16 protein-coding genes are annotated in these 12119 nt (G+C 68.3%); 9 read left to right on the forward strand and 7 right to left on the reverse strand.

Annotation, left to right across the window (positions count from 1 at the left end):
• Positions 1 to 46: 46 nt before the first annotated feature.
• A complete protein-coding gene (locus K2F54_RS14115) occupies positions 47 to 886 on the forward strand; it encodes a helix-turn-helix domain-containing protein (RefSeq protein WP_220606485.1) in 840 nt (279 codons plus the stop codon).
• A 144-nt stretch (positions 887 to 1030) separates the two neighbouring features.
• On the opposite strand, the gene K2F54_RS14120 is transcribed toward K2F54_RS14115, so the two are convergent.
• The 3 genes from K2F54_RS14120 to bla all read right to left on the reverse strand — a co-directional run bounded on the left by K2F54_RS14120 (position 1031) and on the right by bla (position 3574).
• The gene (locus K2F54_RS14120) at positions 1031 to 1867 is read right to left on the reverse strand and encodes an SDR family NAD(P)-dependent oxidoreductase (protein ID WP_220606486.1); all 837 of its coding nucleotides are present in this window, start codon (positions 1865 to 1867) and stop codon (positions 1031 to 1033) included.
• Between the two features lie 76 nt (positions 1868 to 1943).
• Positions 1944 to 2558, reverse strand: a complete 615-nt coding sequence (locus tag K2F54_RS14125; RefSeq protein WP_220606487.1) for a TetR/AcrR family transcriptional regulator — start codon at positions 2556 to 2558, stop codon at positions 1944 to 1946.
• A gap of 80 nt (positions 2559 to 2638) precedes the next feature.
• Positions 2639 to 3574 carry a class A beta-lactamase gene (bla, locus tag K2F54_RS14130; RefSeq protein ID WP_220606488.1) on the reverse strand — a complete coding sequence of 312 codons (936 nt, stop codon included), beginning with the start codon at positions 3572 to 3574 and terminating at the stop codon, positions 2639 to 2641.
• Positions 3575 to 3748: 174 nt separating this feature from the next.
• Between bla and K2F54_RS14135 the strand changes: the two genes are divergently transcribed.
• A complete protein-coding gene (locus K2F54_RS14135; RefSeq protein ID WP_220606489.1) occupies positions 3749 to 4270 on the forward strand; it encodes a hypothetical protein in 522 nt (173 codons plus the stop codon).
• Between the two features lie 436 nt (positions 4271 to 4706).
• Here K2F54_RS14135 and K2F54_RS14140 read toward each other — a convergent pair whose 3' ends face one another.
• Positions 4707 to 5369: a hypothetical protein gene (locus K2F54_RS14140; protein ID WP_220606490.1), complete on the reverse strand. Its 663-nt coding sequence runs from the start codon at positions 5367 to 5369 to the stop codon at positions 4707 to 4709.
• A gap of 162 nt (positions 5370 to 5531) precedes the next feature.
• On the opposite strand from K2F54_RS14140, the gene K2F54_RS14145 reads away from it, so the two are divergent.
• Together K2F54_RS14145 and K2F54_RS14150 are read left to right on the forward strand one after the other, a co-directional pair.
• Entirely contained in the window at positions 5532 to 5783 is a 252-nt protein-coding gene (locus K2F54_RS14145; protein ID WP_220606491.1) for a type II toxin-antitoxin system Phd/YefM family antitoxin, read from the forward strand.
• Between the two features lie 12 nt (positions 5784 to 5795).
• The gene (locus K2F54_RS14150) at positions 5796 to 6191 is read left to right on the forward strand and encodes a type II toxin-antitoxin system VapC family toxin (protein WP_220606492.1); all 396 of its coding nucleotides are present in this window, start codon (positions 5796 to 5798) and stop codon (positions 6189 to 6191) included.
• 186 nt (positions 6192 to 6377) lie between these two features.
• Here the strand turns inward: K2F54_RS14150 and K2F54_RS14155 are convergent, their stop codons facing one another.
• Entirely contained in the window at positions 6378 to 6704 is a 327-nt protein-coding gene (locus K2F54_RS14155) for a 3'-5' exonuclease (protein WP_220606493.1), read from the reverse strand.
• A gap of 127 nt (positions 6705 to 6831) precedes the next feature.
• On the opposite strand from K2F54_RS14155, the gene K2F54_RS14160 reads away from it, so the two are divergent.
• Positions 6832 to 7023 carry a type II toxin-antitoxin system VapB family antitoxin gene (locus tag K2F54_RS14160; RefSeq protein ID WP_220606494.1) on the forward strand — a complete coding sequence of 64 codons (192 nt, stop codon included), beginning with the start codon at positions 6832 to 6834 and terminating at the stop codon, positions 7021 to 7023.
• A 132-nt stretch (positions 7024 to 7155) separates the two neighbouring features.
• Here K2F54_RS14160 and K2F54_RS14165 read toward each other — a convergent pair whose 3' ends face one another.
• Entirely contained in the window at positions 7156 to 7734 is a 579-nt protein-coding gene (locus K2F54_RS14165; protein WP_220606495.1) for a hypothetical protein, read from the reverse strand.
• Between the two features lie 162 nt (positions 7735 to 7896).
• On the opposite strand from K2F54_RS14165, the gene K2F54_RS14170 reads away from it, so the two are divergent.
• Positions 7897 to 8556, forward strand: coding sequence for a hypothetical protein (locus K2F54_RS14170; protein WP_308287674.1), 660 nt, complete (start codon positions 7897 to 7899; stop codon positions 8554 to 8556).
• 241 nt (positions 8557 to 8797) lie between these two features.
• Here the strand turns inward: K2F54_RS14170 and K2F54_RS14175 are convergent, their stop codons facing one another.
• Positions 8798 to 9268 carry a DoxX family protein gene (locus K2F54_RS14175; protein WP_220606496.1) on the reverse strand — a complete coding sequence of 157 codons (471 nt, stop codon included), beginning with the start codon at positions 9266 to 9268 and terminating at the stop codon, positions 8798 to 8800.
• A gap of 304 nt (positions 9269 to 9572) precedes the next feature.
• Between K2F54_RS14175 and K2F54_RS14180 the strand changes: the two genes are divergently transcribed.
• The 3 genes from K2F54_RS14180 (at position 9573) to K2F54_RS14190 (ending at position 11948) form a co-directional block, all read left to right on the forward strand.
• Positions 9573 to 10088, forward strand: coding sequence for a hypothetical protein (locus K2F54_RS14180; RefSeq protein ID WP_220606497.1), 516 nt, complete (start codon positions 9573 to 9575; stop codon positions 10086 to 10088).
• 127 nt (positions 10089 to 10215) lie between these two features.
• The gene (locus K2F54_RS14185) at positions 10216 to 11331 is read left to right on the forward strand and encodes a hypothetical protein (RefSeq protein ID WP_220606498.1); all 1116 of its coding nucleotides are present in this window, start codon (positions 10216 to 10218) and stop codon (positions 11329 to 11331) included.
• Positions 11328 to 11948: a hypothetical protein gene (locus K2F54_RS14190; protein WP_220606499.1), complete on the forward strand. Its 621-nt coding sequence runs from the start codon at positions 11328 to 11330 to the stop codon at positions 11946 to 11948. The genes K2F54_RS14185 and K2F54_RS14190 overlap by 4 nt, the downstream gene beginning before the upstream one ends.
• Positions 11949 to 12119 lie beyond the last annotated feature (171 nt).

Below are 12119 nucleotides of genomic sequence, written 5' to 3' on the forward strand. Positions count from 1 at the left end.
GCGGCACGGCCTGCCAGCGCGCCGGCCGATCAACTACCGTCGACTCATGAGCAACACTGAGATGGGCGCGTTCCTGAAGGCCCGCCGCGGCCAGGTGCAGCCGGGCGATGTGGGAATCGGCACCCTGCCGGGCCGCCGCGTCACCGGCCTGCGTCGCGAAGAGGTCGCGATGCTGGCCGGTGTGAGCGTGGACTACTACACCAGGCTCGAACAGGGTCGGGAACGCAACCCCTCTCCCGCGGTGCTGAACGCGATCGCCGGAGCCCTCGACCTCGACGCCGACCGGCGAGAGCACCTCTTTCGCCTCGCCGGTCTCGTGCCGACGACCCGCACACCGGTGCGAGACACGGTTGACGAGTCGCTCCTGGAGCTCCTCGCGGCCTGGCCGCACACTCCCGCGATCATCATCAACCGCCACCTCGACATCCTCGCCACCAACGACCTGGCGGATGCCCTGTACTCCGGATTCGCCGAGACCGGCAATCTGGCGATGATGACGTTCGTCGATCCGGCGGGGAGGGAGTTCTTCACGGACTGGGAGCGCGCGACCGAAACGTGCGTCGCCAACCTCCGTCGCGCTCTCGGCCACGCCAGCACCCACGAGCGTGTGCAGGAGCTCGTCGCCACGCTTCACCATGCCAGCGCGGAGTTCCGGATGTTGTGGGCGCGGCACGATGTGCGCGGCAAGACCCACGACGCGAAAGCGTTCCGGCACCCAGACGTCGGTCTCGTCGAGCTCGACTACAACGCGTTCGACATCCGCTCCGCACCCGGCCAGCAGCTGATTGTCTACAAAGCCATCACCGGAACCCCCAGCGCCGACAAGCTTCGACTGCTCGAGTCCTTGGCCGCGACCCGAGCACGAAGCATCCGCGATCGCGCCTAAGGGTTACTCCTGGAGGAGCCGGAGGCGCCCGCTCTTGCCCGCTACCTCGATGAGATTTCGGCCGATGACGATGCGGCGCAGCGCGAACAGAAGACGCGACGAGAGGGCCGGGCGCGATCGCGTCCGGCCCTCGTGGAAGTGCCGCTACTTGTTCGTGAACTCGGCTGCCGCGCTGACCACGTCGGCGCCGAAGGAGCCCTGGGTGACCGCGGTGGCCCCGCCGTCGACCGGGATCGTCACACCGGTGACGTATCCGGCCAGGTCACTAGCCAGGAACACCGCGACCTTCGCGATGTCCTCCGGCTGGCCGACGCGGCCGATCGGCTGCGTGGAGTCGAGCTTCTCGGCCAAGAACGCGACGAACTCGTCGGATTGCTCGAGCGGCACACCGAACGAGCGCGCCATGATCGGCGTCATGATGATGCCCGGGGCGATGGCGTTCGAGCGGATGCCCAGCGGCGCGAGCTCGGCCACGGCCTGCCGCACAACGCCGGTGATGGCGTGCTTGGCGATCGTGTAGCCGGCGGCCGACCAGCCACCCTGCAGTGCCGCGGCGCTGGAGGTCGTGATGATCGACCCGCCCGTGCCCTGCGCCTGGAACTGGCGGGCCGCGAACTTGTGCCCGAGCAGCACCGACCGGGTCAACAGCGCGATCGTCTTGTCGAACCCGGCGGAGGTGGCATCCACGATCGCCGACGGGTCGCCCTGGGCGCCTGCGTTGTTGTACATCACGTCGAGCTTGCCGAATTTCTCAACGGTGGTGCTGACGAGAGTCTCGAGCGCGGTCTCGTCGGTCACGTCGGTGTGAACGTAGATGACCGCGTCACCCAGGCGCTCGGCGATGGACGCGCCCAGTTCGTCCTGAATGTCCGCGATGGCGACCTTGGCGCCTTCCGCGACGAAGCTCTCCACGCTGGCGAGGCCGATTCCGCTGGTTCCGCCGGTGATGATGGCAACCTTGTCGTCTAGCAGTCCTGTCATGATTCAACTTCCCTTCGTGAGCCCTGCTTGATGGTGCCGAACGGTCGGGCTCACGGGCCGCTCGGCGCATCCGCTGTCAGCCGGGAGGGCCGGCAGGGACATTTGTGGGGGCGGGGCCGGGCCGGCCGGGGGCGCGCAGGATCTGGTCGCCGAACGCATCCAGAAGCCCGACGAATTCGACCGACGGGTCGGCGCCGGCGGTGGTGAGTCGTTCGAGTGCGATGCGCGTGGAACTGGCCACGGCCGCCGCTGCCGCACGGGCGCGGTTGTCGTCGGCCGGAAGACCGAGTGACGAGGCGAGTAGTGGGGCGAGGGAGGTCTCGCCCTCCTGTACCTTGCGGAGGAACAGCGCCCAGATTTCCGGATCGGCGAACACGAGCGGGAAGAACTCGGCGGCGCGCGACGTGATCCGGCTGGTGAACATGGTGTCGAAGGCGTCGATCATCAGCTGGCGCAGGTCGGGTGTGGGGCCGGCGACGACGATGGAGTTCATCGTCTCGGTCATGTGGTCGAAGATCGGCGCGACGGAGTCGGCCTTGACCGGGAAGTACCGGTAGAAGGTGCGCTCGGAAATGCCCACGGCCGCGGCAATCTCGGCGACCGGCAGCCGGGTGGTGTGCTTCTCGAGGTAGTAGAGGCAGCAGTCCTCGGAGACTCTCAGTCGAGTCGACGACTCCAGCTTCTTCACCATCACTCCACGCTAACCCGCATGTGGCAGAAACTGCCAGGTCTCTCAGGGGGTGCTCAGCCGGGCGCGGCGGCGGGGGAGGGTCAGCGGCCGAGGGCGTCGATCGCCACTTCCGTGGCCTGCGCGAGCAGGGCGTTGTCGTAGTCAGAGTCGGGCTCATCCCGGCTGGAGAGCACGGCGAGCACGATCGGTGTGCCATCCGGCGGCCAGAGCACCGCGATGTCGTTGCGGGTGCCGTAGCCAGCGGAGCCGGTTTTGTCGCCGACGGTCCACCCGGTGGGCACCCCGGCACGGATGAGATCGTCGCCGGTGGTGTTGCCGACCAGCCAGGCGCTGAGCGTGGCCTGGTCGGCGGGGTCGAGCGCGTCGCCGAACACGAAGTGCTCCAGGCTGGTGGCCAGCGCGTGCGGGCTGCTGGTGTCGCGCGGATCGCCGGGGGTGGCCTCGTTCAGCTCGGGTTCGTCGCGGTCGACCTGGGTCACGTTGTCGCCGATCGCAGTGAGCTCGGCGTCGAGGGCGGCGGGCCCGCCGAGGTGCTCGAGCAGTAGATTGGCCGCCGTGTTGTCGCTGTACCGGATGGCGGCGTCGCACAGTTCGCGCAGGGTCATGCCGCTGTGCACGTGCTGCGAGGTGATGGGGGCGTAGTCGAGCAGATCGGCAGGCCCGTACCGCACGAGGGTGTCGAGTTCGGCGTCGGTGGTCTCGGCCAGCATCACCGCCACGGCGAGGGCCTTGATGGTGGAGGCATACGCGAAACGCTCGCCGGAACGATACTCAACCGCGCGGCCCGTGCCAGTGTCGAGGGCGTACACGCCCAGGCGGGCATCGAAGCTCTCCTCCAGGGCGGCGAAGGCCGGTTCGGCCGAGGCGGTGGGCGAGGGGGCAGACGGGGAGGCAGACGTGCGGGAGTCGGGCGGCGACGTGCGCTCACTGGTGCCCGGTTCGCCGGCGCAACCGGTGAGCAGCGCGATCACGAGGGCGAGAGCGGGGGTCGCCACGAGGTTCAGCGCGCGAGTCATCAGTTCAGTATGGTCGCTCGCTGCGCCGAACAGGAGCACTCCACTCGCGCAGCGAGTGTCGCGCCGCATCCGTGGAGTGGTCGGGTCTCGATGGGCTCGAACGGGGGTGCGGTGGGGCTCGACCGATGTCGGGGTGCGGGTGCAGATGGGCTCGGTGTGTGTGACCATCAACCTATGCCTGCAACCACAGACCATCCCGTCGCCATGCGCGCGACAGGGTTCATCGGCGAATCGCGCTGGCGTCGCCGACCGGCGGGCCGGGTGCGGTATGACGCCTTCTGGGCGGATGGCCGCGTCGAGTTCGACGTGAGCCTCACGGACGCGAGGCTCCGTGGGTGGCCGGCAGGCTTAAAGCCCGTCGTCGACAGCGTGCACGCCGACTGCCCCGAGGTGGGAACCGGTCGGTGGGTGAACCGGTTCGCCGCGGTCGTCGACGGTCCGGAGGTGGAGAACCCGAACCCACCCGGCCCCCGCAGCGGCTGGCCCGGCCGGAGCGAAGTCGCCCGACGCGGGCCCAGCCCTCGGGTGCGCCTGGCGTGGCGGCTGAGCCTCGGGGTGGTGGCCCTCGGCGGCGGACTTCTGCTGATCGCCGGGCCAGTCGACGATGATGTTCTCGCCAGCGTCGGTGCGTTCTGCGCCGTCGGCGGGCTGGTGACGTTGGCCGGCGCGGTACCGCGCCGGTTCCGCTGGTGGTGAGCAAAGCGGTCGAGTCGCGCGGGCGAGGCGCCGCTTCGCGGGTGGCGTGCCGCCCGCGAAACGGCGCCTGACCCGCGAATCGTAAGGAGGTCGCGGTCTGGCCAGGAGGAGGCTAGTCGAGCACGGCGTAGGCCTCGAGCTCGACGAGCACGTCGGGTTCGAAGAGGAAGTCCACCCCGATGACCGACACTGGCGGCAACGGCTGCGGCAGGTTCAGTGCGTTGGAGACGCAACTGATTTCCCATGTGCAGAAGTTCCTTCTCGAACTCGGTCAGGGCTTCGCCTTCTGCCCTCGATCGAGACGTTGGAAGCCGAACTGGGCGGAGAACCCGGGTCGCGGGACCGCTCCACACCCGAGTGAGAACAGACGGGCGGTCAGCGCTGTGATGCTGGCGGTCGGCCCCGTCGGCATCCGTTCGCCGGCTCTGACTCTCTTCTATTCCGTCAGGACGGCCACGCCGAGGTCGTGCACGCTCTGGCCTGTCGCGTCAGCCCACGTTTGGAGGGTTCCAGCGACCGCAAGGATGCTTCCCTCAAGGATCGTCAATCCGTCGTATCGGCCGTGAAGAGCCGCGATGGACTCGAAAGCCCGACCCTTACGGGCCAGGGCGACGATGTCCGTGCCTGCGGCCCTGGAGCGGCTCGCCCAACGCGGAACGCGCGTACGAACCAGTAGCGGGGTGAGACTCGGATCACGATGCCAGGAATCGAGCAGGCCGAGGCTGGCTCCGATGAGGTGAGCGACGGATGGCTCGCCGGGCTGTTTGGGCTCGGGCGCGATGGACAGGATTGTGGCCTGGGCATCCTGCATTTTGTTCGCACTGATGGCCTCCGACGTCGATCGGAGCACGCTCAACGCGTTGGACCTGGTGACACCGATCGGGGTGAATCGTTCCAGGTTCGTTCGCTCAACCGCGCGGGCAAGCGCTGTGTTGAGAGTGGCCATGTCGAAGGTCGACGGATCGTTGATGTCGATGCCGTCTTCAGCGAGGAGCGGTGCCATCTCCTGCAGTAGATCATTGGCCAGGCCTGGCTGGTGAACTATGCCGGCTGCGCCAAAGGCGCTTCGGAGGTCGGGGTCATCGAAGGGGCTGGACATACTCGAAGTTTAACGCCGGGCGCTGGGAAGTCGGGTGATCTCCCCTTCAGGCTGAGCTCGAGGGCGCCCTGAACGGCCGCGTGTGACCAGCTTTGCGGGTCCGTTTTCGAGTCGGAGATAGCGACACTGGTCGGCGTATGCTACGCGTGCTACGCTCGCCGCATGAAAACGATCCCGCATCGTGAACTCAGGAACAACAGTGCCGATGTTCTTCGCTCGGTTCAAGCTGGCGAGTCCTTCGAAGTGACCAACAACGGCGAGGTCGTCGCGCTGCTGACGCCTCCGTCGTCCGTCGCCCTTCGGGGTGTTCGGTTCCGCGGGCCATTGACCCGCGGGGGATTCTCCGCACTGCCCCGCATCTCGTCCCCCCTGGCGGTCAGCGATGTGCTGAACGACCTCCGTGACGAGCGCTAAGACGCCTCGCCAGTGATCGTCTACGTCGATACCTCCGCCGTTGGAAAGCTACTCCTGGAGGAGCCGGAGTCGTCCGCTCTTGCCCGCTACCTCGATGAGATTTCGGCCGATGACGATGCGGCCCTGGTTTCTGCGGCGCTGCTGGAGACTGAGCTGCGTCGGCTGGCGGATCGCACCGCGGTGTCGCAGCTCGCGGTCACCGAGGTTCTGAGGCGCATCACCCTTCTGGATGTTGAGCGTGGTTCCTTTCGCGAGGCGGGTCTTCTCCTGCCCGGGTCGTCACTACGGAGTCTGGATGCGCTGCACCTCGCGGTGGCCGTGAGCGTCGCTGCCGATGAATTCATCACATACGACCACCGCCAGGCTGAAGCTGCGCAGTCTGTTGGCCTGAAGCTGGTGCGGCCTTAACCGCTCCCTGACCGGCAGGGATCTCGATCTCCACGGCAGCTCCGCCACGGGCCGGAGGGCGTCGATCGACGGGAGGTGGCCGAGTCGAGGGCAGCGTAGGTTGGCGCGGGAGCGGCTCGATGCCGAGGAAGGGTGGCGTGCGATCTCACCGGGCGTTCAGGTGCGTCGGCGGCGTCGCTTCGTCGCTCACGCCGTTGCCCCCTGCGCCGCAACGCACCCAACCCACACGCCGTCTCGGGCCCGGGTCACGCCGACGAACAGCTCGCGGCGGTCGCGCTCGTCGCGTTCGATCTGGGAGTCGGTCCACTCGGGGCCGGCGATCCCGGGGGACATCAGGCGCTCGGCCACCCAGGGCAAGAGCACCTGCTTGAACTCGAGCCCCTTGGCGCGCTTGATGGTGCCGACCTTCACGGCATCCGTGATGGAGCCGTCGTAGATCTGCGCCGAACATATCGGCAGGCCGGCGTTGCGCGGGTAACGCGCCGCTTCGCGGGTGGCGCGCTGCCCGCGCACCGGCGCCTGACCCGCGAAACGCCGTGACTAACGTTCGACAGCGACCATGAGCCGGCGCAGGCGTGTGAGGTGTGAACCACGCCACAGAGGGGCTATATATTCGCCCATACAAACGGGAGGACACGCCATGGCCATGACCTCGATCGATATCAACCTCGACGAGCTCAAGCAAGCGAAACTCTTGGCTGGAACCACGTCGAATCGCGAGACCGTCGCTCTCGCACTCCGGACCTTGATCGCGGTTCGCCGTCAACCCGCCGCGGTGGAGCGCATCATCGGCCGCAACTTCGAGCCGGACCAGACCGACGCGCCGGGATGATGCGCGCTGCAGGGCCCTTCGACTGTCTCGTCGCGGCCTACGCCGTGGCCAATGAAGCGGTCGTCTTGAACTCGGACCGTGACTTCGGGCCCCTCCCACCCGCGGCGCAGTGCGCCAGGGCTCTGTCAGGTGTCAGGGGATGCGCTTGACCGTGGTGGTCTCCTGTACGGTCAGCTCGGCGAGGGCGTCACGCACGCCGGGCTTCGTCTGGGTGCAGGCGTCCCGGGGGTAGTGCGCGTGGATGGCCCGGCCGGCCTCGTCGACGAGCCAGAGCGGCGGCACCAGTTCCAGGTTCTCCATGCACGCGACGTTCGAGTCGTCGTCGTCGGGCTCGGCCAGAGCGGCGAGCAGGGGTGCGAGATCGCCCGCGAAGGTCACCGCGGTGACGCTGAACCCCTGGCCGTCGCCGAGGTCGGCCAGCACGTCACAGCGCACGGCCGTGGTGGGGGTGAAGCCCTCCGGCACCCGGCCGGCCCTCGGCGCGTACGGATGCTCGGGGACGGCCGTGCTCCTCAACTCTCGCGGCAGCGCCCAATCAATCAGGTTCGGTGCCAGGCAGTCGTACCCATCAACGATTCGCGCGGGGTCCACCTCTGGGGCGTCGCCGCCGGGGTTGCCGATGCATCCGGTCAGCAGCACACATCCGGCCGCCGTGCCGAGCAGCACGCCGATTGCGGCCGTGATTCTCGGTGAGGATGGCTGTGGCCTCATGGCTCCACCCTGGCCGGGGATGTCGGCCGCGTCGATGTTCGGGTCGTGTTCGTTACCGGAACGCAAGACTCCAGGGGCCGGTCGGCTGCAAGTTGGCCGGCCGAAGGGGGCACGAGTCCGGCCAGATCGGGCGAGCGGCGTAAGTAAGAGTTTCCTGGATTCGTGCGGCTGAACATGTCGATGCAGCTGGCGCGCCGCTTTGCGGGTGGCGCCCTGCCCTATCGCAGCCACCCGGGCCCCGGCTACCGTGCAGCTGTGCGCGAGAGCCCGGATGCAGCGGTGACGGATGGCCCTCGGCGCCGCGACGTGCCCACCGGGGTGATCATGGTGGGCATGGCCGCGATCGCCTGGTGGCCCGCATTCACCCTCGGCGCCTGGGGTGAGATCTTCTTCGATGACATTCTCGCGCTGTGGGCGGCATCCGTTGCGGCGCTGGTCTTTGTGCTCGTCGAGCGTCGCCGCCTGCGGGGCCGACTCGCCCGCGCCCTAGTGCTGCTGCTGCCCAGCGTGTGGCTCGCGCTCAGCTTCGCCGCGCACGAGCGCGTCACCGATCTGGGCGTGGCCCTGCTCGACCTGGCGGCATTCGCGGCGGTGCTCGTCGGCATCCCCTTCACGCTGTGGGTGCTGGTGCAGATCGTCTGGCCCGACTTCGCCGCCCGCACCCCGCGCCGGTCGAAATGGTTGATCGTGGGGGTGGTCGGCGCCATTGTCATCGGGTCGTTCGTGCTCGGGGTGAACCAAGCCCGGTTTCTCACCTGTGAGGACTTCACGATCAGTGGCAATGTCGCACCCGACGGATGCGCCCCGGCCGACACGCTGTGACCGGCCAGCCGGAACCCGCGAGCGGACGCTCACCGCTCCTCGTGCGGGCGACCGCGCCCGCTAGAGCGGGCGCGGTCAACGATACGAGGTGCGGTGAACGCAACGCAGCGCCCTGAGGGCGCCGCGGGGGCGTCTTCTCGTCGTGGTGAGTGACCGGTTCGCAGACGAACACGGGCCGGGATGCGCAGCGTGGCTGCAGGCATCCCGGCCCGTGTTGTGGAAGCCGAGGGCTGGCGCGGGGTTAGACCCGCGCGGTGCGGCGCTGGGCAAGCGCGGCGTCGACCGAGTACCGGCCGGCCCCGGCGAGAACCAGGGCCACGGCGGTCGCGCCCAGCACCAGAGTGAGTTCGTAGCCGCCCTCGGCGACGAAGATACCGGCCGTGAGGTGCACGAGGAGGGTGGCGACGAGCATGTCCACGGCGAGGGCTGCGGCGGCGATACGCGTACCGAGGCCGAGAACGAGGAGCACTCCGCCGATCAGTTCCAGCAGGGCCACAACCGGACCGGCGACCTCGGCGAGGGGGACGCCCATGTCGGCGAACGACCCGCTGGTGCCGGCAAACCCGTAGACGAACACCTTCTGTGCTCCGTGGGCGATGAACACGGCACCGACGGCGAGGCGCAGAACGAGCAGGGCGAGCGACGGCGATGCGGGCCAGGCGCGGAGGCCCGAGCGGGAGGTGGTCTGCGGGGAGGTGGTGCTGGTCGACATAGGGTTCCTTTCGAGAACGATGGAGGTCGTGCGCGGATAACTGGCGACGGGCACGGCTGTGCCGTCGACGGCGTGGCATCCGCAGAGGTGTCGTCGGGCCGAACGGCCGGAACGACGAAAGCAACCCTGGCTAGCGGCGTTGATGCGGTGACGCACCGGGCAGCGATACCCTCGGGTTGAAATGCATTGGTTGCATCTACAACTAACGTAACCCACGGCGAGCGTAGGGACAAACTCGACCGATTCGTGTGCCGAGTCTGCCGTCGTTGCCGGTCCCATTCGGCGGATGTGTGAGGATCGATCCATGCCCCAGCCCGCAGAAAAGCCCGTCGTCGTTCGGGCCCGCGCGTTCATCGGCCCCTCCCGCTGGCTGCAGCGGCCGGTGCGCAAGGTGCGCTACGACGCCCGCTGGGCCGACGGTCGGGTGGACGTCGATGTAGATCTGGTGGCGGCGATGTACCGGGGGTGGCCGGCCGATTTCCAGCCGATCCGGGATGCCGTGCACGAGTACTGCCCGGAGATCGGCCCCGGCTGGTGGGTGAACGAACGCGGCTGGGTCGAGGGGCCCGCGCAGCCCGGCACCGGCCCGTCGGCGGGGAGTCCCGCGCGGCCGCAGGTGCCCAAACGCCAGCCCAGCCCGAAGGCTCGCGCCATCCGGCGGTTGGTCGGCGGAGCCGTCGTGCTCGGTGTGGGCATCTGGCTTCTGACCGGTGTGACCAGTGAGGGCGCCGTCGGGTGGCTCGGGGCGATCTGTGCCCTAGTAGGTCTGTCTGTGCTGGCGGCGCCCGTGTGGCCACGGCCGTCCTGGCGCAAGAAATAGCAGCGCGGCAGCTGTGCCAGCCACACGGGGTGCACCGGGGTCCGTACGGCCCACGGATGCTGCCGCCCGGTTCGTTCGGCCACTACACTCCGATGAGGCGGAGGTCGGCAGGGGCGCACGGGCAGCCGTGCGGCGGCAGGGCCACCGGCTCAAACAATGGGGGAACACAGTTATGGCCAAGGACGTTCGAGACATTCGCAACTCGCTGCACAACAGCGAGCGTTACCTCAAGGACACCGCGCGCTCAACGGCACAGTCTGCCGAGAGCAACGCCGCCACGAGCCAGGCCGCGCGCAGTGCCGCGAGCGGCGCCTGGGCCGGCGCCGGATTCCAGGCGGTAACGGCGTTCCAAACCGCTCGGGCAGCGCGCGCCGCCGAAGAACAGCTTGCACTGCAGCAGGTGATGGCCGACCGTCAGAACGAGCTGGCCGAGCAGATCACCTGGAACGAGTTCGCGCGGTGGCGGCAGACACCCGAGGGGGTCGCGTTCTTGGCCTGGCGGGAGCCGGCCTTCGGACTCGCGCAGACCGTGCGTGATCGTGATTCGCAGTGGTTGCAGGGCTGGGCGCGGGTGATCGGGCAGGCGCAAGCCGAGATCCCCGCCGATGAAAAGCAGCGTCTGCTGCGGCGGAACGCAAACCTGAGGCAATCGGGCCTCAAGATTGCATCCATCGTCAGCTTCGCTGTGGCCGGCCTGTTCCTGATCGCCCTACTGTTCCAGGTTTTCGCGCTGAGCATCACGAGTTCCGCGCCGGCCACGGGCGGGTTCAGCTACGAGGACTGCCTCGCCGCCCTCGATGACCCGGACAACATGCTGTTCAGCGAGGACGATTGCGAGGCGATCAATCCGGCCCCCGCGGGATCGATCCTCCCGCAGGCGATACCTCTGGCCCTGTTTCTCGGGCTGGGCATCGCGCTCACCGTCGTTCGCCGCACCAAGCAGCGCGCAGCGCGCAACGATCCAACGGTCGACAACGAGGCGCGGGCACGCCTCGAGCGCTGGCACTTCGATCCGCTCGCCGTCGAGCCGGGCTACACCGGGTTCACCTGGTACGAGTCGCCCGATGCCGCCGGCTACGCCGATCGGCTCATGCAGCTGGCGCTGTTCGACGGCCACGGGCGGCCCCCGGCGCAGTCAGACCTCATTGCCGTGCGGATGCCGACCGCCCGGGCGCCGCACTCGACCAACCCCGCGGAAGTGAACCAGTTGCTCGGCGCCTTCGCGCAGGCGGACACGGCTTGACGACCATGAGCATCCGCTATGACCCGGCCAGTGCGAACCCCGGAGTGCGCTACGTGCGCTTGGGTTACCTGACGACGTTCGAGAGCGGCCAGACGCTCACCGTGGGTGACCGCATCGGTGGCACGAAGCGCGGGGCCAAGCTGACCCCTGCGTATTACGCCCTGCTCGATTCGCTCGACCCCACCGTCGGGGACCGGGAGTTCCCGGCGGCAGAGCTAGGTCTGTTGGGCTGGCTGGCCGATCAGGGTTTGATCGCCGTGGTGACGGATGGCGCCGACCTGACGGAGCTCACCATGGTGCCGGTGCCGCGGCGGGAGATGGCCATCGTGGAAGAACTGGAGGATGGATACATCCTCCGTGTCAGCGAAAAGCAGCCTTTCCTGGTCTCCGGGCTCGGTGCTCGGTTCCTCTCGCTCATGGATGGTGAGCGCTCCCTGGCGGAGATCGCCCGCGCCGTCAAAACTGAAGTTCTCGCCGACCCCGCGGTGAGGCTCGCCGTGCAGGATGACGAACGTGAACAGGGGCGCACGTTCGACTCGGTGCTGGTGGACGAGGCCCTCGCGTTGATCCGCGACTTGGCGAGGTCTGGGGGAGTGTCGTTCGAGCCGCCGGAGTAGCTCGGGCGGGTCTCGTATCCGGCGGGAGCTGACCCTGAATTCTGAGAGAGCGTGCAGGCTTCCCTTTCTCAGCACGGCACTCGTCGCGGCAGGACTAGCGTGAGATGCCGCGACATTGGATCTCCTGATTCGGCAGTGCGCGTCTCGCGAATCCAGCAGAGAGGATGCGGG

Source organism: Cryobacterium inferilacus (genome assembly GCF_019599185.1).
Lineage (GTDB): Bacteria > Actinomycetota > Actinomycetes > Actinomycetales > Microbacteriaceae > Cryobacterium > Cryobacterium inferilacus.

Coding starts and splice junctions, on each gene's coding strand:
- K2F54_RS14115 (WP_220606485.1), top strand. CDS start 47: ATGAGCAACACTGAGATGGGCGCGTTCCTGAAGGCCCGCCGCGGCCAG.
- K2F54_RS14120 (WP_220606486.1), bottom strand. CDS start 1,867: ATGACAGGACTGCTAGACGACAAGGTTGCCATCATCACCGGCGGAACC.
- K2F54_RS14125 (WP_220606487.1), bottom strand. CDS start 2,558: ATGGTGAAGAAGCTGGAGTCGTCGACTCGACTGAGAGTCTCCGAGGAC.
- bla (WP_220606488.1), bottom strand. CDS start 3,574: ATGACTCGCGCGCTGAACCTCGTGGCGACCCCCGCTCTCGCCCTCGTG.
- K2F54_RS14135 (WP_220606489.1), top strand. CDS start 3,749: ATGCCTGCAACCACAGACCATCCCGTCGCCATGCGCGCGACAGGGTTC.
- K2F54_RS14140 (WP_220606490.1), bottom strand. CDS start 5,369: ATGTCCAGCCCCTTCGATGACCCCGACCTCCGAAGCGCCTTTGGCGCA.
- K2F54_RS14145 (WP_220606491.1), top strand. CDS start 5,532: ATGAAAACGATCCCGCATCGTGAACTCAGGAACAACAGTGCCGATGTT.
- K2F54_RS14160 (WP_220606494.1), top strand. CDS start 6,832: ATGGCCATGACCTCGATCGATATCAACCTCGACGAGCTCAAGCAAGCG.
- K2F54_RS14165 (WP_220606495.1), bottom strand. CDS start 7,734: ATGAGGCCACAGCCATCCTCACCGAGAATCACGGCCGCAATCGGCGTG.
- K2F54_RS14175 (WP_220606496.1), bottom strand. CDS start 9,268: ATGTCGACCAGCACCACCTCCCCGCAGACCACCTCCCGCTCGGGCCTC.
- K2F54_RS14180 (WP_220606497.1), top strand. CDS start 9,573: ATGCCCCAGCCCGCAGAAAAGCCCGTCGTCGTTCGGGCCCGCGCGTTC.